The following is a 22,185-nucleotide window of genomic DNA, read 5'->3' as shown; positions in this document are numbered from 1 at the left end:
CTGACACGACCCGCCCGTCTTCGCTCGCCGTCTGAGATGTCAGACTCGCCGCAGAACTGTTACGACCTTTCCGAGGATGACCGCGTCCTTGCCGTCGATCGGTTCGAACGCCGGGTTGTGCGGCAGCAGCCAGATCTCGGACTTGGTCTTCTTGAACGTCTTCACGGTCGCCTCGCCGTCGATCATGGCAGCGACGATGTCACCGTTCTCCGCGGTCTGCTCCTGCCGGACGACCACCCAGTCGCCGTCGCAGATGGCGATGTCGATCATCGACTCACCCTTGACCTTCAGCATGAACAGCGTGCCCTCGCCGACCATTGCCTTGGGCAACGGGAAGACCTCTTCGACCTGCTGGTCGGCGAGGATCGGGTTACCGGCGGCGATCTGCCCGACCACGGGCACGTACACCGCGTCCGGGTGCGCGTCGCCGGCCCCGGTCTCGTCGTACGCCGTCTGACGCACCGAGCCGAGCGCACTGCGCCGGGCCGCCGCGTCGACCTCGCCGGGGTAGCGGACCTCGATGGCCCGCGGCCGGTTCGGGTCGCGGCGCAGCAGGCCCTTCTGCTCGAGCACCCGCAGCTGGTGCGACACCGACGACGAGCTGGTCAGCCCGACCCGCTCGCCGATCTCGCGCATCGAGGGCGGGTAGCCGCGGCTGTCCACCGAGTCCTTGATCACGTCCAGCACCCGGCGCTGCCGCGGGGTCAGCCCGGTCGCGTCGGCCGGCCCGTCGGGCAGCTCGCTCACGGTCCGGTCCGCGGCGTCCGCGGCGCGGTCCTCGTTCTTGCTGGAACCGCTCGGCGTCCTGGGCATCGGTGATCCGCTCCTCGGGTCGGGCCGGCGGAAAAACACACCGGCCAAGGTTGCTCGACTGAGATGACGGTAGACCGAATCCTGAGATTCTTCAAACATCTGTTCGAAGGCGTGTCGGTTCGCACGTTTGTTCGTGTGTCGGGTTATAGGCGGGAATTTCGCTGGCGTGTCGCTGTTGGAAGTAGTTGCATCCGCAGGGGTGATGGGTTAATCATTCGTGCAGACGTTCGATCGAACAGGTGTTCGGCTGGTCGCTCCGCAGAAACTGTCGGCGGCGGCCGGTAGACAGGGAAACACAGCGAACAACGTGGTCTGGAGGATCTGATGAGCACAGCGGAACTCGCAGCGGCCGCCCTACCCGGCGATGTACTGCCCGGCCGGCTGGCACCCGAGGTTGCGCCCGCTCCCCAGGGGGTTCCGCGACGCCGCCGGATCCCCGGCAGCACCACCGAGCCGCTCCCGGTCCGCGGTTGTGCCGGTGAGGTCCTCGGCCGCCACGTCGCCGATCCGGCCGCGCTGCGGCAGGTCGCTCGCAGACAGCAGGCGCGGCAGGCGCGCGAGCTGGAGGCCCCGTCGCTGCGCCTGACCCGGCGCGGCCGGATGCTGGTCTCGTTCGTGTCGGTGCTGGTCTTCGGTTCCGCCATCGCGGTGCTCGGTCTGCGGATCGCCGGTGTCCTCGACCCCGGGCCCGACTTCAGCAGTACGGTCCCGGTGCAGGTGGCGCCCGGCCAGAGTTTGTGGTCGATCGCCCAGGAGACGAATCCGGAGCAGGACCCGGCTCTCGTCATCGAGAAGATCGCCGAGCTGAACCAGTTGTCCGGCCCGGCCGACCTCACCCCTGGTCAGACGCTGCAGATCCCGATCGCCCGCTGAGCCATTCGTCCTTGAGTAGGGCGTAGACGTAGTGGTTTCCCCACTCACCTTTGAACCACAAGGCCTGCAGGTGATGGGCCTCCCGGCGCATCCCGAGCCGCTCGAGTAGCTGCGCCGACGCAGCATTGCGATCGTCGAGTACGGCGACGATCCGATGCAGCCCGAGCTCCTCGAAGCCGAGCCGCAGCATCTCTCGCGCCGCCTCCGAGGCGTAACCCTTGCCGTGGTAATCGGCATGCAGGGCATAGCCGATCTCACCCTGCCGGTTCGCCTCGCTCGCCCATTTCAGCAGCACCTCGCCGATCACGGTCCCGGTCTCCCGCAGTTCGATCGCCAGCACCAGCCACTGACCTTCCTCGGTCAGCCGGTCCTGCGTGAGCTTGGTTTCCAGCGCCACCCGGGTCTGCTCCCGATCCCGCACCGGCCACGGGACGTACCGCACGATGTCGGGATTCGAGTGGAACGCGAGCAGGTCGTCGAGGTCGTCCCGGCGATGCGCTCGCAGGTCCAGCCGCTCGGTCCGCAGTGGATAGGTCGGGTGCAATCCGGTCACGACGCCGTCCTCACGAGTAGTCTGTCTAACACCGTTAGACAGTAGCCCGTCCCATCGAACCCCACAATGAGGTTCCCGTGCCCAAGCCCGCAGATCCTGTCCCCGGCAAACCAGCCCGCGGCAGTGCGCCCCGCGCCCCCTCCTCCCATGCCGCAGCCGGGATCACGGTCGCGGCGATCGCCGACGCCGCGCTTGCCGTGATCCGGGATGTGGGCGTCGAGGGGCTCACCATGCGTGGGGTGGCCGAGCGACTGGGGGTGCGAGCTCCCACGCTCTATCACCACGTGCAGAACAAGGCGGAACTCCTCGACCTGGTCGCGCGCAACGCATTCGACGAGTTCGCGTCGGACGAAGCGGCGTACGAGGAGCTCCGCAGTATCGACGAATGGATCGCGCTCACGAGAATCGGCTCGCTGGAATTCCGTGCGTTCTACGCCGACCATCCCGGTTTGGCGGCGCTGATGCAGGCAAAGGTGACGCCGGATCGGGATCAAGGTGCCGGCTCCCGGGCTCTCCTGGTCCGGGTGCAGATCGAATCGCTCGTCCGGCTCGGCGTCCCCGAACCGGAGGCGCGCCATCTCTTCGAGGTGACCGCCCGCTGGAGCCTGGCCGCCGTGGTTGCCGAATCGACAGTCACCACCGACCTGTTCACCGACGGGCTGGACCTGTTCCTGGCCGGGCTCAGAGCCCGGCTTGTCGAGCTGACTACCTGACCGCGGCCAGCCACAGCTCGGCGTACCGCGAAGCGTCCACGGCTGTCGCCACGTCGACCACGGTCGGCGAGACGCCGTACGGATCGCTGGTCAGGTCGGTCGACCAGTCCCGGGTGTCGACGATCGTCCGCCCGCGCGACCAGCTCCCGGCCAGCTCCACCCGGAGTGGGAATCGCTGTGTGGTGAGCCCGTCCGGATCGATGACCGCACAGACCGCGCCGCCGTCGCCGATGGTCGCCCCGGCGGCGCCGTACAACTCACTGCGCTTCTCGATCAGCTTGCGCGCCAGGTCGGCTGGCGCAGATCCACCCAGCTTTGAGGCCTGATCGAGCGTCACCACCACGTCGTAGAACACATCCAGCCCATACATCGTCACCGGTACGGCGAGCTCTCCGGCGGCCGCGAGCGCAATCGCAGCGGCCTCCGGGTCGGTCCAGATGTTGAACTCGGCCGAGGCGGTCGCATTGCCGATCCCGGCAGCGCCGCCCATGAACACGATCTCCCGCAACCCGGCCGCGGCCTCGGGATAAGTGCGCAGCAGCAACGCGATGTTCGTCATCGGCGCGAGCGGGATCAGCGTCACCGGGTCGTCCTTGGCGGCCGCGTCCAGCAGGACCTCGCGCAGGAGCTCGATCGCCGAGGCCGGACTCGGCTCGCGGGTGGATCGCGGCCAGTCGAGGTCACCGAGCCCGTCCACCCCGTGCACGTGTGGCGCAGCCCGCATCGGCTGCAGCAGCGGCAATGCCGCGCCACGTCCGACCGGTACGTCGGTCCGCCCGGCTGCCTCGAGGACTGTCAGCGTGTTGACCACGACGTCGTCCAGGCCGACGTTCCCGCCGACGCACGTCACGGCTCGCAGTTCGAGGTCGGGATGGCGCGCGGCCAGGAGCAAGGCGCAGGCGTCGTCCAGCCCGGTGTCGACGTCGAGGATGACCGGTTTCATGCGGCTATCCTCACCCATCGTTCGTCGTCAATTCATCACTAGCTGTGGCGTAGTACGCGTGACTTTCCTACGGTTGGTCCCCATGAAGCTCACGTCACGCCGCCCTCGTGCAGTGCTGGCCGCCCTGGCCGCTGGAATCACTGTCACCGCCCTGATCACGAGCCCGCCCGACACAGCCGTCGCCGGACCGTCGGCCGAGACTCCGACCGTCAACGAGACCTTCGACGGCACCACCTTGCCCACCGGCTGGAAGGCGGTGGAAGGCACCTGGAAGGTGCAGAACGGCCGCCTCGTCGGCACGTCGACCGCCTCCAGTCAGCTCAGCCGGATCACGTTCGGTGCGCCGCTGACCGATTTCCGGATCGAGAGTCACCTGCGCTTCGAGTCGGCCGTCGATGCCGGCCGCTGGGTCGCGTTCGGCCTCGATCTCGCGCCGAGCGGAGCCGTGCCGTGGTCCATCGCGACGCTTCGGAACGGCTCCACCGCGACCAACGGGCTCGAGTTCGCCCAGCGCACGCCGTCGAACACCTGGAATGTCACCGACACCGCCGCCGCGCCGCTGCAGGTCGGCATCGGCAAGGAGGTCGCGGTAGCTGTCGAGGTCCGCGGCTCGCGCGCCACCTGGTTCGTCGACGGGCGCGAGTCGCTGCGCAGCACGGCCGTGAACCGTACGGCGGCCGGCGTACAAGGTCTGCTCGTCAACGGCGCGACCGTGTCCTTCGACGATCTGAAGGTGACTCCGCTGGCCAAGGAGTCGTTCATCCGCAAGCCCGGTGACCCACTGCGGGTCTGGGCGCACCGGGGTGCTTCATCGGCCGCGCCGGAGAACACCGCGGCCTCGGACGAGGTTGCCCGGCGGGCGCGCGCCGAATGGATCGAGAACGACGTACAGCCGACGAAGGACGGCGTACCGGTGATCCTGCATGACGCCACGGTCGACCGGACCACCGACGGTACCGGTGCGGTCAGATCGCTGACGGCGGCCCAGGTTGCTGCTCTGGATGCGGGTTCGTGGTTCGCTCCGGCCTTCGCGGGGCAGCGGGTTCCGACGCTCGGGCAGCAGCTCGACGGCCTCAAGACTCGCGGCGGCAACCTGTTGCTGGAGGTCAAGGGCGCCCATACGCGAGACTCGGTCGCGCGGATCGTGTCCGACGTACGCGGCCGGGGGATGAGCAGCCGGGTGTTCGTGCAGAGTTTCGAGCCGCAGCACCTGCGCTGGGTGCGCGAGCTCGCGCCGGAACTGCCGCTCGGGCTGCTCCGCAGCACGCTCGATCCGGACCCGGTCGCGATCGCGAAGGATCTCGACCTGTCGGCGTACAACCCGTCCGACGCGGCGCTGTCGGCCCGCCCCGCCGCCATCGCGGAACTGCATGCTGCCGGAGTCGCGGTGAACGTGTGGACCGTCGACGACGCGGCCCGCTGGAACGCGCTGGAGAAGGCGGGCGTCGACGGCATCATCACCAACCGTCCGGCGGAGCTGGCCGGCTGGAATGCCGCCTTCCTGCAGCGGGCGGAGTCGCGGCTGGCGATCGTGAGCCCCGCGGCCGGAGCCAAGCTCGATCGCGCCCAGCAGCCCACGCTCGCGGTCTCGTCGAACCTGAGCGAGCCGGCGACCATCACCCTCGACGGCCGCCCGGTCGAGAACGGCACGGCCATCGACACGACCACGCTCGCCGCTGGAACCCACGAGATCAAGGCGCAGATCGGCGCCACGACCACCGTGTCCACCTTCGAGATCGTCGCCTCGCGGAGCGGTCTCGCCCATTTGGTCCTGACCTCGGGCGCGCGCCCGGCTGCCGTTTCGACGATGACCACGTTGCTCGGTCAGGGCCAGTACGCCGTACTGGCCAGGTACGCGGCGTCGGCGGGCTCGACTGGATTGAGCGCCGTACGGCTGCAGCAGATCGTCGCGGAGGCCGACGCGCTGCGGTAGTCACGGTCTCTACATCGGTGTAAATGTTGGGGATGACCATCGAGACCGATGTGCCCTATACGCCCTCCGATCCGGACGCCCCGCACGTACGGCGGGCCGTGGTGACCGTGGCGGTGAACGACGACCGGGGTCTTCTCGAGAGGCCCTGGGCGAGCCTCGGGTACGACGAGATCAACTGGACGTACACCGCTCAGGGCCGCCGTACGCTCGAGACGATCGGCGGCTTCGCCGAGACGCCGTACCACGTCCGGCCCCACTATGTGTTCAACAGTGGGACCGGACTCGGCCTGCCGCACTGGGGCAGCGGCAACGTCTACCACGAGGATGCCGACGGCAACCCGTTCTACGACTTCACCATCGCCGACCAGACGTACGACACGATCGTTGCCGCCGGCCACCATCCGCTGGTGGAGCTCGCCTTCACCCCGCGGGCTCTGGTGCCGGACCACGCCAAAGCCGAGTTCCCGTTCGAGAGCAGCCCCACGCAGTACAGCGAGTACGAAGCCGGATGGTGGTCCTATCCGCCGAAGGACTACGACAAGTGGGGCGGCCTGGTCGCCGCGCTGGCCCAGCACTGCCTGGACCGGTACGGCGCGAGCGAGGTCTCGCAGTGGCTGTGGGAACTGTGGAACGAGCCGGACATCTTCTACTGGCGCGGCACTCCCGAACAGTTCCACGACCTGTACGCCGTCACGGCTGCGGCGATCCGCAGTGTGCTTCCCGAGGGCAGGGTCGGCGGGCCGGCGGTGACGGGCGGCGACAATGGTGTGACCTTCCTGCGCGGGTTCCTGACTGCGTGCTCCGAGCGCGATCTGCCGCTGGACTTCGTCTCGTTCCACACCAAGGGGTCGGCGTTCTCACCGTGGCGAACGTACGGCCCGATCGGCGCACCGGCTCCGGTCCGGCAGTCGCCGTCGATGACGAAGATGCTCCGTGAGATCGATCGGATGCTCGCTGTGATGGAGGAGTTCCCGGCTTTCGCCTCGCTGCCTGCCATCGTCGACGAGTGTGACGCCTCCGTGCCCGCGCACTGGGGGATCTACGACAACGCGAACTTCGCCTACCGCAACAACGAGTACTACCCGGTGTTCCAGGCCAAACTGATGAAGAAGGTGCTGGATCTGAACAGCGTGCACGTCGCGAAGGTGCGGGAAGCGACCACCTGGAGCTTCTCGATGGAAGGCGAGCGGTACTTCGAGGGCACTCGCAGCTTCGTCACCGCGGCGGGGATCGAGAAGCCGCTGATGAACGGGTACCGGGCGCTCGCCCAGCTTCGGGACCGGCGGCTGGGGGTGCGGTCGACGGCCGCCGTACCGGTCGATCTGGGCGCGCTGGGCAATGGCTTCCCGGAGGAGGTCGACGCGATCGCCAGCTGCAGTTCGTCCGACGGCAGCCTCGCTGTGCTCGTCTGGCGGCACGCGGACGACCAGTACGCCGAGGACTCCGCTCCGACCGAGGTCGGGCTCGAGTTCCCCGGGCTGACCGGTCGGTGGACGGTCGAGCACTGGCGGATCGATCGGGATCACAGCAACAGCCACACGGTCTGGCAGGCGGTCGGCTCGCCGCAGGACCCGACGCCGGAGCAACTCGCCACCATCACGGACCGGCAAGGGCTGGAACGGTACGCCGATGATGCCAAGGTGACCGCGATCGACGGGCTGTCACTGACGCTCGAGTTGCCGCTGCCGGCGCTGAGTCTGGTCGTGCTGAGGCCGCTCGCAGGCTGAGCCCCGATCGGCCCGGGCGGGCGGATTCTGCTCCTCGAAAGGGCCACCGTGACGGCGCCACGCGGGAGTACATCCGCCCGCGTGGGTGTTGTAACAGGGAGACGCGCGCGAGATTCGGCCGTTCTTGCAAAGTGTCGGAGGCCGGACGTAGCATCCCTAGATGTAGTAGTTACAAGCCTGTAAGTCATCCACAGGTAGTGGTTGGTTACTCACAGGTCATGCACAGGTTATCCCCAGCTGATCCACAGAACCGTCCCCAGGCAGGGGGTGGTCGCACCCGGGAGGAGAGGTTCACCATGCACTGTCCCTACTGCAGGCACGTGGACTCCCGGGTGGTCGACAGCCGGGTGGCCGAGGACGGCGGAGCGATCCGCCGCCGGCGTCAGTGCCCGGTGTGCGAGAAGCGGTTCACGACCGTCGAGCAGATGCAATTGACGGTCGTGAAGCGCTCCGGCGCCACCGAGCCGTTCAGCCGGGAGAAGGTCATCAACGGCGTCGGCAAGGCCTGCAAGGGCCGGCCGGTGGACGTGGACGCGCTGGCCCGGCTGGGCCAGAAGGTCGAGGACGCCCTGAAGGCGAGCGGCACGCCGGAGGTTCCCGCGCACGAGGTCGGCCTGGCCATCCTCGGGCCGCTGCGGGAGCTGGACGAGGTCGCCTACCTACGGTTCGCCAGTGTGTACCGGCAGTTCGAGTCGGCGGACGATTTCGAGACCGAGATCGCCCTGCTGCGCGCGGAGAAGGAGCCCGAGGGCACCGAACCGCCGCCGCTGCGGCCGACCCAACAGACATAAATCGGGGATTCGCAGTACGAGTGACACCAACGGCCGGTACGGCGTCGGCGCAGTACCAAACGGGGCGGTCCCGGGCAGGCCGCGGCAGGGCTAATTGCGAGGAGCACAAATGACAGAGACGGTGACCGGCCACTCGGGGTCGACCAAGAGGTCGCCGGCCGGGTTCCGCGGGCGGAAGAACGCGCCGGCGGGACTCACCATCGAGCGCATTTTCACCACCGAAGGCGTACACCCGTACGACGAGGTGACGTGGGAGCGCCGCGACGTCGTACAGCAGAACTGGAAGACCGGTGAGACCGTCTTCGAGCAGCGCGGGGTGGAGTTCCCCGACTACTGGAGCGTGAACGCGTCCACCATCGTCACCACCAAGTACTTCCGTGGTGCGGTCGGCCACGACAACCGTGAGTGGAGCCTGCGCCAGCTGCTGGACCGGGTCGTCAAGACCTACCGCAAGGCCGGCGAGGACTACGGCTACTTCACCACTCCGGCCGACGCCGAGGTCTTCGAGCACGAGCTCACCTGGATGCTCCTGCACCAGTACTTCAGCTTCAACTCGCCGGTCTGGTTCAACGTCGGGACGACGTCACCGCAGCAGGTCTCGGCCTGTTTCATCCTGGCCGTCGACGACTCGATGGACTCGATCCTGAACTGGTACAAGGAAGAGGGGCTGATCTTCAAGGGCGGCTCCGGCGCCGGCCTGAACCTGTCCCGGATCCGTTCCTCCAAGGAGCTGCTGCAGTCCTCCGGCGGCACCGCCTCCGGCCCGGTCTCCTTCATGCGCGGTGCGGACGCGAGCGCCGGGACGATCAAGTCCGGTGGCGCCACCCGGCGCGCGGCCAAGATGGTCGTGCTGGACGTCGACCACCCCGACATCGAGGAGTTCGTCGAGACCAAGATGCGCGAGGAGGAGAAGATCCGGGTCCTGCGCGACGCGGGCTTCGACATGGACCTCGGCGGCCGGGACATCACCTCGGTGCAGTACCAGAACGCGAACAACTCCGTCCGGGTCACCGACGAGTTCATGCGGGCGGTCGAGGACAAGACCGAGTTCGGGCTGCGGGCGCGGCTGGACAACTCGGTGATCGAGTCCGTCGACGCGCGGCAGCTGTTCGACAAGATCTCCCAGGCGGCCTGGGCCTGCGCCGACCCGGGTCTGCAGTACGACGACACCATCAACGACTGGCACACCACCCCGGAGACGGGCCGGATCACCGCGTCCAACCCGTGCTCGGAGTACATGCACCTGGACAACTCGTCCTGCAACCTGGCGTCGCTGAACCTGATGAAGTTCCTCCGCGACGACGACCTGTTCGACTCGGAGAAGTTCGTCAAGGCCGTCGAGCTGATCATCACCGCGATGGACATCTCGATCTGCTTCGCCGACTTCCCGACCGAGCCGATCGGCGAGACCACCCGCGCCTACCGGCAGCTGGGCATCGGTTACGCGAACCTCGGTGCGTTGCTGATGGCAACGGGTCACGCCTACGACTCCGACGGTGGTCGCGCACTGGCGGGCGCTATCACGTCGCTGATGACGGGTACGTCGTACCGGCGGTCGGCCGAGCTGGCCGGTGTCGTCGGTGCGTACGACGGCTTCGAGCGGAACAAGGACGCGCACACCCGGGTGATGCGCAAGCACGCCGCGGCCAACGACGCGATCCGGACCATCCACGAGATCGACAAGGACGTCCACACCCACGCCACGCAGGCATGGGAGGGCGTGCTGAAGATCGGCGCGAAGAACGGCTGGCGCAACGCCCAGGCCTCGGTGCTGGCACCGACCGGGACCATCGGCTTCATGATGGACTGCGACACCACCGGGATCGAGCCGGACTTCTCGCTGGTCAAGTTCAAGAAGCTGGTCGGCGGCGGCTCGATGCAGATCGTCAACCAGACGGTCCCGCGGGCGCTGCGGCAGTACAGCTACACCGAGGAGACCATCGAGGCGATCGTCGAGTACATCGCGGAGAACGGTCACGTCGTGGACGCACCGGGCCTGAAGCCGGAGCACTACGAGATCTTCGACACCGCGATGGGTGAGCGCGCGATCAAGCCGATGGGTCACGTGCGGATGATGGCGGCGGCCCAGCCGTTCCTGTCCGGCGCGATCTCGAAGACGGTGAACCTGCCGGAGACCGCAACGGTCGAGGAGATCGCCGACGTCTACTTCCAGGGCTGGAAGCTCGGCCTGAAGGCGCTGGCCGTCTACCGCGACAACTGCAAGGTCGGCCAGCCGCTGGCCGACGGCAAGTCCGCGAAGAAGGCCTCCGACGCGGTCGCGGCCGAGGCCGCCGTCGCCGAGAAGATCGTCGAGAAGGTCATCGAGTACCGGCCGACCCGCAAGCGCCTGCCGAAGTCGCGGCCGTCCCGGACCACGTCGTTCGCGGTCGGCGGCGCCGAGGGCTACATGACGGCGGGCTCCTACCCCGACGACGGCCTCGGCGAGGTCTTCCTCAAGATGGGCAAGCAGGGCTCGACCCTGGCCGGCGTGATGGACGCGTTCTCGATCGCGATCTCGATCGCCCTCCAGCACGGCGTCCCGCTGGAGACCTACGTGCAGAAGTTCACCAACCTGAAGTTCGAGCCCGCCGGTCTGACCGACGACCCGGACGTCCGGATGGCGCAGTCGATCATGGACTACATCTTTCGTCGGCTTGCTCTGGATTACCTGCCCTTCGACGAGCGCGCGGCCCTCGGCATCTACTCCGCCGAAGAGCGTTCCCGTCAGCTCGACACCGGCTCCTACGAGCCGGCCCCCGTCGAGATCTCCGAAGCCGAGTCACTGAAGTCGGTCGAGCCGATCGCCGAGGTGACCGAGAAGCCCGCCGAGGCAGCCGCTGCCAAGCCGGTCGACACCTCCGAGGTCCGCACCACCGCCGAGATGTTCGAGCTCATCACCGGCACCTCGGTCGACGCCCCGCTCTGCTTCACCTGCGGTACCAAGATGCGCCCCAGCGGTTCCTGCTACGTCTGCGAAGGCTGCGGCAGCACCTCCGGCTGCAGCTGACCCACAACTGAACGCACTCCGGCCCCCGGGAACTTCCCACCTCCCCCGGGGGCCGCGGTGCGCCTCGGTCGATCTCAGGTCGTGAAGGAGCCGGTCACCACTGAGTAGGACTCAGTGCCGTTCTTCTGGGACCAGAGGCGGATGCGGACCAGGGTGCCGTCGGTCACCGAGAAGTTGCAGAACGACCAGCCCTGGTAGTCGGCGACTGTGGTGTCGTCGAAGCATTCGTGCGCGTCGTACCAGAAGCCGACCTGGCTCTGGTACAGCTGGATGGCCGCCCGAGCGCTGTAGCCGTCAACCTGGTCGTCGTGGACCCCCAGCCACTCGCCATCGGTGCAGTAGACGGCAGCACTGAGCCGAGAGTTCAGTAGTTCCTTGGTCGGGTTGTGGTAGCAGTTAGCCGGCGTATTCGCGTACGCCGGCGCAACCGTCAGCAATGAGGTGGCCAGCAATCCGGCGGCGAGCCCGGCTGCGACGCGTTTGACGGAGAAGGACATGGGGCGGCTCCCAGTCGTCGTGAGATCGGAACGCAGATCATAGGCCGAAGACTGGGAGCGCTTCCAACAGCCTCTGCTCAGTGACCGAAGCGGTCCGAGTCGGCGGCTGTTTTGGCCGTCCCGTCAAGCGCGGTCAGGGCGCCGAGCTGCTCGGGGGAGAGGTCGAAGTCGAAGATCGCCAGGTTCTCGGCGAGCCGGCCGCGGTCGGCAGACTTCGGGATCGGTACGACGTCCTGTTGCGTCTCCCAGCGCAGGACCACCTGACCCGGCGTCCGTCCGTGTTCCTTCGCGATCTCCTGCAGGATCGGGTGGTCGAGCAGATCGGTGCCCTTGCCCAGCGGGCTCCAGGCCTCGGTGACGATCCCGTGGGCGGCGTGGAACTCGCGCTCGGCCGGCTTCGCCCACACGGGGCTCAGCTGAACCTGGTTGACCTCCGGGGCGACCCCGGTCTCGTCGATCAGCCGCTGGAGATGGGCCGGCTTGAAGTTCGACGTACCGATGGCTTTGACCAGGCCGGCCTCACGCAAGGTGATCAGCCCTTGCCACGCATCGACGTACTGATCCTGGTCCGGATTCGGCCAGTGGATCAGCAGCAGGTCGAGGTACTCGACGCCGAGCTTCTCCGCACTCGCCTCGAACGCGGTCCGGACACCGTCGACGCTGTGCCAGCGCTTGTTGAACTTCGACGTCACGAAGAGCTCGTCGCGTGGTGCCTGTCGCAACGCTCGCCCGACGCCGGTCTCGTTGCGGTAGTTCTCGGCCGTGTCGATCAGCCGGTAGCCGAGTTCGAGGGCCTGGTTCACCGCTCTCTCGGCGTCCGCATCGTTCATCGGCGACGTCCCCAGTCCGACCCTCGGCATCGCAGTTCCGTTACTCAACGTGACCGTCGGGACCTGGCTCATCGATCTCCTCCTCGGCAGCGACTGTCTGGCCACGGTACGCCGTTCACCGTCTGCTCCCACCCCGGGACCCGGCCCGGCACCGGCCGTACGCCGTACGGCCGGCCCGGTGTCTCAGCACCCGTATCCGGGGCGCGAATTGTCGGAAGCGTGGTCCATGATGGAGGCCACCGGGGATCGAAACGCGTTGGAGGGTGGGCGAATGCGCAATCGGCTGATCACGCTGGTGGACCTCGGACTCGACAGTTCCTTCGACGCCTCGATGACCTTCGTCCAGGGCATCACCGGCAATATCAACGCCGGCTGGGACGAGCCCGTCATCGATGTGAACTTCGTCCGCACCCGCGACCACGAGACCGCCTTCTCCGCCCTCACCACCCCCTCCACCGTCCTGCACGTGATGGCACACGGTGACCACAGCGAGGAGCCGTCCTTCCTCTCCACCGACGGCCGCACCCAGGTCTCCCTGCGCTCCCTGGCCGACTGGTTCCTCGACCGCCAATGGGGCATCTCCAGCGGCGTAGTCATCGCCGACGGCTGCAAAACCGGCATCGGCAAATGGCAACGCGCCATCCGCGACTGCCTCCAGGACGACATCACCTACATCGGCACCAGCACCGTCGTCGGCTGGTACGAAGCCACCGTCTTCTGCTCCGCCTTCTACGGCGCCCTCGTCCGCAACCGAGGCCTCGGCCGCACCCCCGCCGAGCAAGGCTGGGACGCCGCCAACCGAGCCATCAGCGCCTACGAAACCCTCACCGACGCCCGCTGCCCCTACAAACCCGTCCTCCTCACCCCCTCCCGCCGAGCCCTCCGCTCCCTCACCGGCTGACCGACACGCAGCGCGATCGCCGCCGCCCGTAGCCGGTGTGAAACTTTCCGTGTCCCCAGGTGACGAGGCCCGGAGCGTGATCGGATTGGCATTGCCGCAGACGTTCCAGGAGCTGATCGGTCCGTCCGCCTGGCAGCTCCTGCTGGCCGAAGGGACGTTGCGCAGTTATCGCCCGGGACAGACGATCCTCCGTCAGGCCGATCCTGGCGGATTCCTGCTCGCACTCGATCACGGCCGGGTCAAGCTTCTTGCCTCGGCCGAAGACGGCGCCCATCTCCTGCTCACCATCCGTGGCGCAGGCCAGCTCCTCGGCGAGCTCGCCGGCGCCGAAGGCCGCCGTACGGCGACTGTCGAGGCACTGGACCGGTGTACGGCGCACTACCTGTCGACCGCGCGGTTCGATCGCTTTCTCAGCAAGCACGGTCTGACCCAGGAGTTCCATCGCTATGTGACCGGGAAGTTCGATCAGGCCGTCTCCCGCCAGGTCGACCTTGCGCACCGGTCCGCACTCCGCCGGATCGCCCGCCTGCTGCACGACACGGTCGTCCTCGCGCCCGCCACAGCCGCCGACCCAAGACGCGTTCCGTTCACCCAGGAGGAGCTTGCCGGCTCACTCGGTCTGGCCCGGAGCACCGTCGCCGATCAGCTGACGACCCTTCGTGCGGCGGGCGCGCTGACTCGTGGCCCGCACCTGGTCGTCGCCGATCTGGACAAGCTGACCGAGGCTTTTCGCGTCTGAGTTCTGGATCACTTTCCAACTGTCCGATTCCGGACAAAGCGCCCGGCCGATGTCGCCGACTCTGAGGGGACCGACCCGTCCCCGAGGAGGCCACGATGAGCACACCGATGGACCCGCGCTACACCGGCGTTTCCGAACTCCCGCCGTACCGCGCACTCCTGGTCGTCGACATGAAGGACTACAGCGGGAACGCCGGCCGCTACCAGACCGAGTTGACGAAACTGATCCCCGAGATCATGCAGGCTGCCTTCGACCGGGCGGGTCTGGGCTGGATCTGGTCGCGCAAGACCGCTCACAACGGAACTGGTGACGGCTACGCCATCGTCCTGCCGCCTGAGTTGCTCCCGCATCTGCTGAACCCCTACCTGGCTGCTTTGCAGGAGGAGCTCGAAGATCGCAACCGTCATCGCCCGCACAGCTGGAACGGCCCGATCCGCTTCCGGGTGAGTGTCAACGTCGGCCCGATCGCAGACTCCGGCGACAACGAGCTGGGCGACGGCAGCGGCGCCGAACGGGTGGTGCTGCACAGACTTCTCGACAGCGACCCCGTCCGCCATCTCCTCACCGGCTCCGACCCCGACGTCACCCAGGTCGCCGCCATCATTTCGCGCCGCGTCTACGAAGACGCGGTCGTAGCCCGCTTCGCCGACGACCCGGCAACCCTGTACGTCGCCGCCGGCGCGGAGGTGAAGACCTACCAGGGCCAGGCCTACCTCCGCGTCCCCAAACCGTCCGGGCAGCTCCTCAGCCACGGATTCCTCAGGCCCGAAAGAAGTCCGGAGCCAGGACCGCCGGCCAACGGGGCGACGCCGACGCCGCCGAGTCCGCCACCGGGTGGCTTCGGCGTCCAGATCAATGGCGCCAGTGGGCCCGTCTACACGGGGAGTGGAACGCAGAACAACACGCTCTATCAAGGACGCGAGCGATGACGGAGGCCGTCGCGGTCGCTCAACCTGACGCAGAACATCCGTACGATCCGGCCGATCCCACTCCCGCCGAGCCACCGCGGACGGAGGTCAACGACAGCAGCGGACCGGTGCATACGGGCACCGGCGATCAGCTGAACGACATCCGGTACTACCTCGATCGGCCCCGGAAACCACGGACCAGAGACATCACCCAGGACAGGCTTAGGCAGCTCTGGACGAGCTTCGTACCGCCCGCCGGTTTCCAGCGCGCAGCCCGCGTCCTCGCCGAGCCGGAAGGCCTGGTGATCCTGAGCGGAGCAGTCGGCACAGGCCGCAGTACGGCGGGGCTCATGCTCCTGTACGCCGACATCGCACCGGACACGGTGGTGCGATTCGTAGCGCCCGATCTGGAGAAGTCTGCGATCCAGGTCGAGCGGCGGATCTTCGAGGGTGCGGATGTTCGCGAGAACGATCGGCTGGTGCTCGACCTGTCCGAGGTCGACGGTGAATCGTTCGGTGAGCTTCAGGACTACCTGCAGGCGCTGCAGCCCGCCTTGCGGGAGCAGCGGGCCAAGCTCGTCGCGATCATGCCGCATCTGCATGGTGAGCGGCTGAAGGTCGATCTGCTGTCGTTCATGGTCGAGATCCGCCGACCGGACAGCTTCGAGGTCCTGCAACGCCGGCTGGCTGCGGAGGGTCTCCCCGCAACAGACCTGTCCGCCTATCGCGAGAGCTTCGCCTCGTCGAGCATGGACGGTCTGGTTCGGGTCGTCTACCAGGTGCGCGAAGCGTGGCTGGAACGTCCAGGATCCGCCGTCGATGCCCTACTGTCGGAGATTCTCAACTCCGCCGAGAAGCGCGAGCAGAAGGTCGCCACGGTTGTGCAGACAGCCGAAGGCGCGCGGCTGCGTGCTCTGCTGATCGCCGCAGCATTGCTTCACGGCCTGTCGACGCACACCGTCTTCCGTGCGCAAGAGCGCCTCCTCGAGTTGCTCCGGGTCGAGGGCGAGGAGGGAGACCATGCCCTCGAGGTGGCCGGGGTCGAAGAGGCGCTCGCTTCGCTGGGTCTTGAGTTGTCGGTCACCCCCGAGCCTGGACAGCGGCTGCTTTTCGCGGATCAGGAGGTGCCGACCGAGGTGTTGCGGCATTTCTGGGACGACATGCCATGGCTGCGCGTCCGCTTGACGGACTGGGTCGAAGAACTGGTCGGGACAGGTACGGGTTCGCTCGACCGGTTCGACATGGCCACTCTTGCGCGCCGCTTCGGTGCGCAGTGCCGCCGGACGCGTGACACCGACCTGGCACTGCGGCTGGTGGAGGCGTGGTCCGGTGACCGGTACCAGTCGCAGCGGTCGGCGGCCTACACCCTGCTCGAGGAACTCCTCGACGACGACGGGACCGCATCGGCGGCACGGCAGAAGTTGTACAGCTGGACCCGCGACACGCATCTGCCGGATGGCCGAGTCGCCATGGTCGTGGCAGCCTGCGTCAACATCCTGGCCGATCGATATCTCGATCAAGCGGTAGTGCGACTGTCCTGGCTCGCCGAACATGCCGAGTACGGCGTGCGCTTCGCGGCCCGGGACGGACTGGGGGAGCTGGCGCAGGAGCCCGATCGCCGGCTGGAGGTGATCGACCTTGTCCTCGAGCGGTGGCGGTTCAACCCGGCCAACTTCGCTGCGGTCGCGGCACCGGCAGGACTGCCGATGTTTCTGGGGACCGAAGCCCTCGAGCGGCTTGTCGCCGGTTGGCAACGGGCGTTCCTGGAGACCGATCCGATGCGGCGCGATCCGCTGTTCCGGCGGTGGCTCAGTGCCCATGCCGAGGCCCTGGACGAGGAGCGGGTCAGCGATGCGCAGGGCGTACAGCAGGTGCTCGCGATGATCTGCGCACACGACCACGAACTGCTCGACGGCCTGTTCAACACGATGCTCGACTGGCTCGAAGTACGCAGCGACGATCCGCATCGCTTGCAGACCGCACAGACCATCGAACAGCTCGTCCGGCGCGGCCGGCGAGCTGGAACCAGCTTGTCGGAGGCCGCCTCATGACCACGAATCGCACATCTGTCTACCTCGCCGCCTTGTTGGTACCGCTGGTGGCAATGGCTGTCTGGCTGATCGTCGAACTCGGCTGGCTCGGAGCCGTCGTGTCCGCGCTGGTCGGGCTCGGTTGCTTGACCGCCTACCGCAAGGCAGGTGGGAACCTGTTTGCCGGCACCACTGCGGCCTCGTCGTCGGAGCTGTCCACGAGCGGGCTGCCGACTGCGGACGAGACCGTCTTTCTCGCTGTCTCGGCGACAGTGCACTGGCAGGCAGCCAAGGCGGAGAGCTATCACGCTGACCTGGCTCGCGCGTTCATCCTCGAGCACGCCCGCGAGGTGACCGGCAAATGGCGTCCGTCGCAGCATTCGCTGGCACAGCACGAGCTCGCTGCCCGGGTCGCCCGGCCATCGGCCGTGGAGGCCGGCGAACTGGAGGTCTGGGCCACCGATCTGAGGTTGGTGCTCCCCGAAGCCGTCGAGCAGCACCTCGCCAAGATGGACGAGGCGCATCGCGACGGCCTGTTGTGGGAGGTCAGTGCGGCCAATGAGAACCGCATTCGTTCCTACCTTCGCGACGACGCCTTGCGGACACCGGCGTCGGCGATCGTCTGGTGGCTCGCGCAGCACGACGGCTCGGTCGAGCGGGCCGTCGAACTCGCCGAAGTCCTCACCAAGCTGTCGCAGCTGGCGAACGGCGGGAGTGATCTGCTGGACGGAGCCGTCGACGTCCAGCAATTGATCGACGCGATCGAGAAGCTCGAACGGCCCGCGCGCAGACCAGCGGCACACAATTTGGCAGAGGCCTTCGAACAGGCCGCCGTACCAGCTGTTGCTCTGGCCCTTCGCGAGAAATACAACCTGCCAACGCTGCGTCCGATCGCCGACACCAGACCGGTGCCCGCTGCTGACGCGGAGGCCGAGCCTCGATCGAGCCGCTCCGTCGGGTAGTGCCTCGGAGCAGCCGGACTCGCCTCCGGCTGCTCCGAGCGAAAGGGCGCGGCCGGCGAGTGCAGGCCGCGAGTTTGACCGGGGTGGTGAGAGGGCCCGACACGCTTCGGGCGGCTGTGGGGGGTGTGGCGTGTGAGACTTTGGGAGGGCTCGCCTTGGGGTGGAGTCCGTGGTCTGGGTTGCCGGTGACCTGGATGGCGTGAGGACGGGGAAGCCGTTCGGTGCGCATTGGCGGCTCTGCTGACGTCTGCCCGACGCGGTGAAGGAACGCCACCATGAAGCTCCATCGGAACTCTCTTCTGACGGCCGCCGCGATCGTTGTGGTCTTGTACGTCGTGTCGCTGGTGGTCGGTTTGCCGGCCTGGGCGGCGATTGTGCTCAGTGTGGTGCTGCTGGTGTTGCTTGCGGTGGTGTGGAAGCAGCCGGAGGCGCCCAAGCCCGTGGTGCGGACGGTGCAGTCCGCGCCGGCGCCCGTCGTACTGCCGGATCCCGTGTTCTCCGGGCCGCCGACGCGGACCGTTGTGGATGTGCGGTTGCCGTCGGCTTCGGCGGACTTCCAGTTCAGCTTCTCGGCGATCGTGCAGTGGTCGACGGTGTTGTCGGGGTCGCGGCACGCGGATCTCGGTGCGGTGGCGGTCGATGCGTTGTTGCAGCGCGCGCGGGCGTTGGCGGCTGAGTTGCAGGTGACCGAGGAGGCGCTCAACCAGCAGCATCTTGCGGCGGTCCTTGGTGAGCCGGCGCTGGATGAGAAGGGGCAGGTGCGTTGCTGGGCCACCGAGGTGCGGTTGCGGTTGCCCGATGCGGATCACAAGCATCTTCAGCACCTCGCCGCTCTGCATCGGCTCGAGCAGACGACCTTGATCGAACGCCGGATGGAGCAGGACAAGCGCGCGTACCTGAAGGAAGACGTGTTTGCCACGCCTGGATCGGCCGCGGTCTGGTGGCTCGCCAACCATCCTGGCGACGTCGAGAACGCGGTGGGCCTGCTCGACACTCTGGCCGAACTGTCCGCGGCCGCGAACGACCTGCCCGCTCGCCGGACCTCGGCCGAGAAGGTCGAGCAGCCGAAACCAACTCGGGCCGAGCTCGACTTCACGGCAGCGGTCGACGATCTGCTCGAGGTGGAGCAGGCCGAACCGCAGCGCCCGGCACGCGGCGAGTATCGCGAGCAGTTCTACTCGGAGTAGGCCGGTGCGACGGGCTGTCTGCAGGGACCCGCCGCACCGGGGTCGGTGGGTGATCATTCGTCCAGCCAGCGGATCGTGGTGGAGCCGTTGTGGCCGTGGATCGTGAGCAGAGCGTCGATGCCGTCGGCCCAGACCGTGGTGGTTGGGTAGCGGCCGCCCCAGTGCAGGGCCACCGAGCCGTCGGTCCACTCGACGCCCTCGGCGACGACGCCCGTCCCGCTGACACCGGAGACGTCGATGTGACGCACGAGCTGGAAACAGCGTGGTCCTGCCTCGCTGGCGACCTTCAGGTGACGCCGCCGCGAGGATCTCCGCGGCAGCGTCGCGGTCCTACCGCTGATCTCGTCCATGGCCCAAGTCAACGCGCCGGCGCTCGCCCTCACCAGGAACTCATCCGGTATCCACAGGGCAGAAATTCGGAACTCCGGCGGTCACTCGATCGCCGTAGTCTGATTGCAAGGAGTGATCAACGCCCAGGAGAGTGAGAGCGATGACAGTCATCGACGAATGGACCGGCCGGCATGCGAATGCCTTGCGGGCAGCGTTGCGGCTGACCAACGAGGCCTTCGCGGAGCATCTCGGGATCTCGCCGCGCACGGTCACCAAGTGGCGCGAGAGACCGGAGATGGTGCCGAGCCCACAGCTGCAGGAGGCCCTCGACACCTCGCTGCGAGACGCGGAGGAGGATGCCAAGCTCAGGTTCGCGGCGAACCTCGGCCTTCAGCCGCCGCCCCCGCTCGACCAAGCCGCCTTGAAGCAGCTGAACAACGCCATCGGAGACCTCGCGCGCGTGCTGGCCCGGCTGCAGGTCGCGGACCCGCAACGATGACAGCGGTACCGTTTTCGGTCGGGCCCGCAGGGGCACTGGATGGGCGTCGTTCCACACGGGGTTTCGCCCAGCTCAGGAGTTGTCTATGCGTACCCGCCGAGCATCCACGACAGGTTCCCGGACCGTCGCCATCATCGTCGCCGTGTGGTTGCTGATCGGCCTCGCCGCAGCAGCGCAGCGGAGTTATCTCTCCGGCTCCGATGCGACCTGCGCCAAGGTCGGCACCACCCTCGTCACCATCGTGGCAGGCCCGCTGAACTATGTCGGCGCCAACCCGAAGATCGACTGCACCGCGCCGCAGCCGTCGAGGTGATCCCCGATCCGGCGTAGCGTTCCGGTGAGCCGTCGAGGAGGGGAACGTGGACGTACTGCGGGACGGGATCGAGTCGGATCGCGAAGAGTTCCGGGTGCCCGGCGTGAGCTGGGCAGTGATCGAGAACGGCGAGATTGCGTACGCCGGGACGGCCGGAGTCCTCGAAGCAGGGAAGCCGGCACCGGTTGAGCCGGGGACGCTGTTCCAAGCCGCCTCCATCAGCAAGCCGGTCACGGCGTTCGCGATGTTGCGGCTGGTGGATCGCGGTTTGCTCGAGCTGGACGAAGACGTCAACCGCCGGCTCACGTCGTGGCAGGTGCCGCCGACGCGTGCTTGGCAACCTGTCGTCACGTTACGGCAGCTCGCGAGTCACAGCGCGGGGCTGACAACGCCCGGGTTTCCGGGCTACCACCCCGACGCGTCGTTGCCGACGACCCTTGAAATCCTCACGGGCGCACCACCGAGCAACACCGCCGGACCACGAGTGGAGCGCATCCCGGGCGCACAGTTCGCCTACTCGGGCGGCGGTACGACGGTCATCCAGCAGCTCCTCGAAGATGTGACCGGTACGCCGTTCCCTGATCTCATGCGTGAGTTGGTCCTCGAACCACTGGGGATGTCGGACAGCGCCTTCGCCCAACCACTGCCGCCGGATCTTGCCGGGAGGGCCGCGATCGGCCACGACGAGTCCGGTGAAACGGTCGAAGGTTGCTGGCATGTGTATCCGGAGCTGGCCGCCGCAGGGCTGTGGACCACTCCGACCGACCTGGCCAGGTTCGGGATCGGGGTCCAGGAGGCGTACGCCGGTGCGCGGGGTGCTCTCGTGTCGCCGGAGCTCGCGCGGCAGATGCTGACACCGGTGATCCAGGTGACCGATCCGATCGCCGGCCTGACCCAGGTCGGGATCGGTCCGTTCCTGAGCGACTCCGGTCAGCTCTTCGGCCACAGCGGAGGGAACGTCGGGTTCCGCTGCAATCTGCTCGTCGACCGGGCCACTGGGTACGGCGCTGCCGTGATGACGAACTCCGATGGTGGCCATCGGCTCGGGATGCGAGCGTTCGCGAATGCGGCCTCGTCGTACGGGTGGGAGGACTATCGGCCCGCGGCTCAGCTCTCTGATGTGCCTGAACCAGAAGTGCTGGCAGAGCTTGCCGGCGACTACCGCCTTGGTGATCGGCTGCGGTTCGGGGTTCAGGTATGGGGGAGTGGTCTGCGGGTCACGTTCGAGGGGCAAGCGCCATTGCGGTTCTTCGCGCTCTCGGCCACGACTTTCATGGCCTCGAGTACCCAGGCGCAGCTGGAGTTGCGGGAGGGTCGGCTCGTCTTCCAGCAGAGCGGTTTCGAGCTCGACTGCGTGCGGGAATAGGTCGCGGACCGGCCCGGTTACATCTGATGCCGTCCGGTACAAGACCCCCGGGCCTCAACCTCAGCCGCTTCGAGCGGCCACTCGCCGAGAGGCGTCTGCTGGACGGTGCTGTACGCGGCGGTGGGAGCCGGCTGGACCGGCTTCCACCCCCGATTTGCATCTGGAGGGTGAACATCAGTAATGTTCTTCTTGTTGGGAGCGAGTGCAGGACGCGGAAGCGGCCGGACCTCCTGACCATCCTCTAAGGCTTTCGTGGCCGGATCGTGTCTT

General features: G+C 67.5%; 21 protein-coding genes. 15 read left to right on the top strand and 6 right to left on the bottom strand.

The features are described 5' to 3' along the window. Positions 1 to 39: 39 nt before the first annotated feature. A complete protein-coding gene (gene lexA, locus ACFCV3_RS41435; protein WP_376040700.1) occupies positions 40 to 813 on the bottom strand; it encodes a transcriptional repressor LexA in 774 nt (257 codons plus the stop codon). Positions 814 to 1,137: 324 nt separating this feature from the next. Here lexA and ACFCV3_RS41430 point away from each other — a divergent pair, with 324 nt between their 5' ends. Continuing rightward, complete coding sequence (locus ACFCV3_RS41430) at positions 1,138 to 1,686, top strand: LysM peptidoglycan-binding domain-containing protein (RefSeq protein WP_376040697.1); 549 nt, start codon at positions 1,138 to 1,140, stop codon at positions 1,684 to 1,686. Here the strand turns inward: ACFCV3_RS41430 and ACFCV3_RS41425 are convergent. Continuing rightward, on the bottom strand, positions 1,646 to 2,239 hold the full coding sequence (locus ACFCV3_RS41425) for a GNAT family N-acetyltransferase (RefSeq protein ID WP_376040694.1): 594 nt from the start codon (positions 2,237 to 2,239) through the stop codon (positions 1,646 to 1,648). The two genes, ACFCV3_RS41430 and ACFCV3_RS41425, sit on opposite strands and share 41 nt — an antisense overlap. A gap of 161 nt (positions 2,240 to 2,400) precedes the next feature. Here ACFCV3_RS41425 and ACFCV3_RS41420 point away from each other — a divergent pair, with 161 nt between their 5' ends. After that, complete coding sequence (locus ACFCV3_RS41420; RefSeq protein WP_376040742.1) at positions 2,401 to 2,952, top strand: TetR family transcriptional regulator; 552 nt, start codon at positions 2,401 to 2,403, stop codon at positions 2,950 to 2,952. Here the strand turns inward: ACFCV3_RS41420 and ACFCV3_RS41415 are convergent. Further along, complete coding sequence (locus tag ACFCV3_RS41415) at positions 2,945 to 3,895, bottom strand: nucleoside hydrolase (RefSeq protein WP_376040692.1); 951 nt, start codon at positions 3,893 to 3,895, stop codon at positions 2,945 to 2,947. The genes ACFCV3_RS41420 and ACFCV3_RS41415 overlap by 8 nt on opposite strands. An 82-nt stretch (positions 3,896 to 3,977) precedes the next feature. Here ACFCV3_RS41415 and ACFCV3_RS41410 point away from each other — a divergent pair, with 82 nt between their 5' ends. The 4 genes from ACFCV3_RS41410 (at position 3,978) to ACFCV3_RS41395 (ending at position 11,353) form a co-directional block, all read left to right on the top strand. Then, positions 3,978 to 5,828, top strand: a complete 1,851-nt coding sequence (locus ACFCV3_RS41410) for a glycerophosphodiester phosphodiesterase (RefSeq protein WP_376040689.1) — start codon at positions 3,978 to 3,980, stop codon at positions 5,826 to 5,828. Between the two features lie 32 nt (positions 5,829 to 5,860). Next, entirely contained in the window at positions 5,861 to 7,555 is a 1,695-nt protein-coding gene (locus ACFCV3_RS41405; protein WP_376040686.1) for a glycoside hydrolase, read from the top strand. 296 nt (positions 7,556 to 7,851) lie between these two features. Continuing rightward, the gene (nrdR, locus tag ACFCV3_RS41400) at positions 7,852 to 8,346 is read left to right on the top strand and encodes a transcriptional regulator NrdR (protein WP_376040683.1); all 495 of its coding nucleotides are present in this window, start codon (positions 7,852 to 7,854) and stop codon (positions 8,344 to 8,346) included. 109 nt (positions 8,347 to 8,455) lie between these two features. Further along, positions 8,456 to 11,353, top strand: coding sequence for a vitamin B12-dependent ribonucleotide reductase (locus ACFCV3_RS41395; RefSeq protein WP_376040681.1), 2,898 nt, complete (start codon positions 8,456 to 8,458; stop codon positions 11,351 to 11,353). A gap of 74 nt (positions 11,354 to 11,427) precedes the next feature. Here ACFCV3_RS41395 and ACFCV3_RS41390 read toward each other — a convergent pair whose 3' ends face one another. Both ACFCV3_RS41390 and ACFCV3_RS41385 read right to left on the bottom strand, forming a co-directional pair. After that, entirely contained in the window at positions 11,428 to 11,850 is a 423-nt protein-coding gene (locus tag ACFCV3_RS41390; RefSeq protein WP_376040679.1) for a hypothetical protein, read from the bottom strand. A 77-nt stretch (positions 11,851 to 11,927) separates the two neighbouring features. Continuing rightward, positions 11,928 to 12,752, bottom strand: a complete 825-nt coding sequence (locus tag ACFCV3_RS41385) for an aldo/keto reductase (protein ID WP_376040677.1) — start codon at positions 12,750 to 12,752, stop codon at positions 11,928 to 11,930. 199 nt (positions 12,753 to 12,951) lie between these two features. Here ACFCV3_RS41385 and ACFCV3_RS41380 point away from each other — a divergent pair, with 199 nt between their 5' ends. The 6 genes from ACFCV3_RS41380 to ACFCV3_RS41355 all read left to right on the top strand — a co-directional run bounded on the left by ACFCV3_RS41380 (position 12,952) and on the right by ACFCV3_RS41355 (position 19,407). After that, entirely contained in the window at positions 12,952 to 13,581 is a 630-nt protein-coding gene (locus ACFCV3_RS41380) for a hypothetical protein (protein WP_132406442.1), read from the top strand. Positions 13,582 to 13,657: 76 nt separating this feature from the next. Then, a complete protein-coding gene (locus tag ACFCV3_RS41375; protein WP_376040674.1) occupies positions 13,658 to 14,320 on the top strand; it encodes a Crp/Fnr family transcriptional regulator in 663 nt (220 codons plus the stop codon). A 95-nt stretch (positions 14,321 to 14,415) separates the two neighbouring features. Then, the gene (locus ACFCV3_RS41370) at positions 14,416 to 15,249 is read left to right on the top strand and encodes a hypothetical protein (RefSeq protein ID WP_376040671.1); all 834 of its coding nucleotides are present in this window, start codon (positions 14,416 to 14,418) and stop codon (positions 15,247 to 15,249) included. After that, on the top strand, positions 15,246 to 17,279 hold the full coding sequence (locus ACFCV3_RS41365; RefSeq protein ID WP_376040668.1) for a hypothetical protein: 2,034 nt from the start codon (positions 15,246 to 15,248) through the stop codon (positions 17,277 to 17,279). Before ACFCV3_RS41370 ends, ACFCV3_RS41365 begins: the two co-directional genes overlap by 4 nt. Beyond that, complete coding sequence (locus ACFCV3_RS41360; RefSeq protein ID WP_376040665.1) at positions 17,276 to 18,220, top strand: hypothetical protein; 945 nt, start codon at positions 17,276 to 17,278, stop codon at positions 18,218 to 18,220. Before ACFCV3_RS41365 ends, ACFCV3_RS41360 begins: the two co-directional genes overlap by 4 nt. 275 nt (positions 18,221 to 18,495) lie before the next feature. After that, positions 18,496 to 19,407, top strand: a complete 912-nt coding sequence (locus ACFCV3_RS41355) for a hypothetical protein (protein ID WP_376040663.1) — start codon at positions 18,496 to 18,498, stop codon at positions 19,405 to 19,407. Between the two features lie 53 nt (positions 19,408 to 19,460). Here ACFCV3_RS41355 and ACFCV3_RS41350 read toward each other — a convergent pair whose 3' ends face one another. Continuing rightward, on the bottom strand, positions 19,461 to 19,757 hold the full coding sequence (locus ACFCV3_RS41350) for a hypothetical protein (RefSeq protein ID WP_376040660.1): 297 nt from the start codon (positions 19,755 to 19,757) through the stop codon (positions 19,461 to 19,463). Positions 19,758 to 19,897: 140 nt separating this feature from the next. On the opposite strand from ACFCV3_RS41350, the gene ACFCV3_RS41345 reads away from it, so the two are divergent. The 3 genes from ACFCV3_RS41345 (at position 19,898) to ACFCV3_RS41335 (ending at position 21,915) form a co-directional block, all read left to right on the top strand. After that, complete coding sequence (locus tag ACFCV3_RS41345; RefSeq protein ID WP_376040658.1) at positions 19,898 to 20,236, top strand: helix-turn-helix domain-containing protein; 339 nt, start codon at positions 19,898 to 19,900, stop codon at positions 20,234 to 20,236. Positions 20,237 to 20,321: 85 nt separating this feature from the next. Beyond that, positions 20,322 to 20,549, top strand: a complete 228-nt coding sequence (locus ACFCV3_RS41340) for a hypothetical protein (protein WP_376040655.1) — start codon at positions 20,322 to 20,324, stop codon at positions 20,547 to 20,549. Between the two features lie 46 nt (positions 20,550 to 20,595). After that, positions 20,596 to 21,915: a serine hydrolase domain-containing protein gene (locus tag ACFCV3_RS41335; RefSeq protein ID WP_376040652.1), complete on the top strand. Its 1,320-nt coding sequence runs from the start codon at positions 20,596 to 20,598 to the stop codon at positions 21,913 to 21,915. The last annotated feature ends 270 nt before the right edge of the window (positions 21,916 to 22,185 follow it).

It is taken from the genome of Kribbella sp. NPDC056345 (genome assembly GCF_042262745.1).
Taxonomy (GTDB): Bacteria; Actinomycetota; Actinomycetes; order Propionibacteriales; family Kribbellaceae; genus Kribbella.
This window is presented reverse-complemented; position numbering and strand designations above follow the sequence as displayed.

What these genes read in the sequence shown, in the direction of transcription:
- ACFCV3_RS41395 (WP_376040681.1), top strand. Translation starts at nt 8,456, where the DNA reads ATGACAGAGACGGTGACCGGCCACTCGGGGTCGACCAAGAGGTCGCCG.
- lexA (WP_376040700.1), bottom strand. Translation starts at nt 813, where the DNA reads ATGCCCAGGACGCCGAGCGGTTCCAGCAAGAACGAGGACCGCGCCGCG.
- nrdR (WP_376040683.1), top strand. Translation starts at nt 7,852, where the DNA reads ATGCACTGTCCCTACTGCAGGCACGTGGACTCCCGGGTGGTCGACAGC.
- ACFCV3_RS41355 (WP_376040663.1), top strand. Translation starts at nt 18,496, where the DNA reads ATGAAGCTCCATCGGAACTCTCTTCTGACGGCCGCCGCGATCGTTGTG.
- ACFCV3_RS41365 (WP_376040668.1), top strand. Translation starts at nt 15,246, where the DNA reads ATGACGGAGGCCGTCGCGGTCGCTCAACCTGACGCAGAACATCCGTAC.
- ACFCV3_RS41360 (WP_376040665.1), top strand. Translation starts at nt 17,276, where the DNA reads ATGACCACGAATCGCACATCTGTCTACCTCGCCGCCTTGTTGGTACCG.
- ACFCV3_RS41370 (WP_376040671.1), top strand. Translation starts at nt 14,416, where the DNA reads ATGAGCACACCGATGGACCCGCGCTACACCGGCGTTTCCGAACTCCCG.
- ACFCV3_RS41390 (WP_376040679.1), bottom strand. Translation starts at nt 11,850, where the DNA reads ATGTCCTTCTCCGTCAAACGCGTCGCAGCCGGGCTCGCCGCCGGATTG.
- ACFCV3_RS41405 (WP_376040686.1), top strand. Translation starts at nt 5,861, where the DNA reads ATGACCATCGAGACCGATGTGCCCTATACGCCCTCCGATCCGGACGCC.
- ACFCV3_RS41415 (WP_376040692.1), bottom strand. Translation starts at nt 3,895, where the DNA reads ATGAAACCGGTCATCCTCGACGTCGACACCGGGCTGGACGACGCCTGC.
- ACFCV3_RS41340 (WP_376040655.1), top strand. Translation starts at nt 20,322, where the DNA reads ATGCGTACCCGCCGAGCATCCACGACAGGTTCCCGGACCGTCGCCATC.
- ACFCV3_RS41410 (WP_376040689.1), top strand. Translation starts at nt 3,978, where the DNA reads ATGAAGCTCACGTCACGCCGCCCTCGTGCAGTGCTGGCCGCCCTGGCC.
- ACFCV3_RS41385 (WP_376040677.1), bottom strand. Translation starts at nt 12,752, where the DNA reads ATGAGCCAGGTCCCGACGGTCACGTTGAGTAACGGAACTGCGATGCCG.
- ACFCV3_RS41350 (WP_376040660.1), bottom strand. Translation starts at nt 19,757, where the DNA reads ATGGACGAGATCAGCGGTAGGACCGCGACGCTGCCGCGGAGATCCTCG.
- ACFCV3_RS41345 (WP_376040658.1), top strand. Translation starts at nt 19,898, where the DNA reads ATGACAGTCATCGACGAATGGACCGGCCGGCATGCGAATGCCTTGCGG.
- ACFCV3_RS41430 (WP_376040697.1), top strand. Translation starts at nt 1,138, where the DNA reads ATGAGCACAGCGGAACTCGCAGCGGCCGCCCTACCCGGCGATGTACTG.
- ACFCV3_RS41380 (WP_132406442.1), top strand. Translation starts at nt 12,952, where the DNA reads ATGCGCAATCGGCTGATCACGCTGGTGGACCTCGGACTCGACAGTTCC.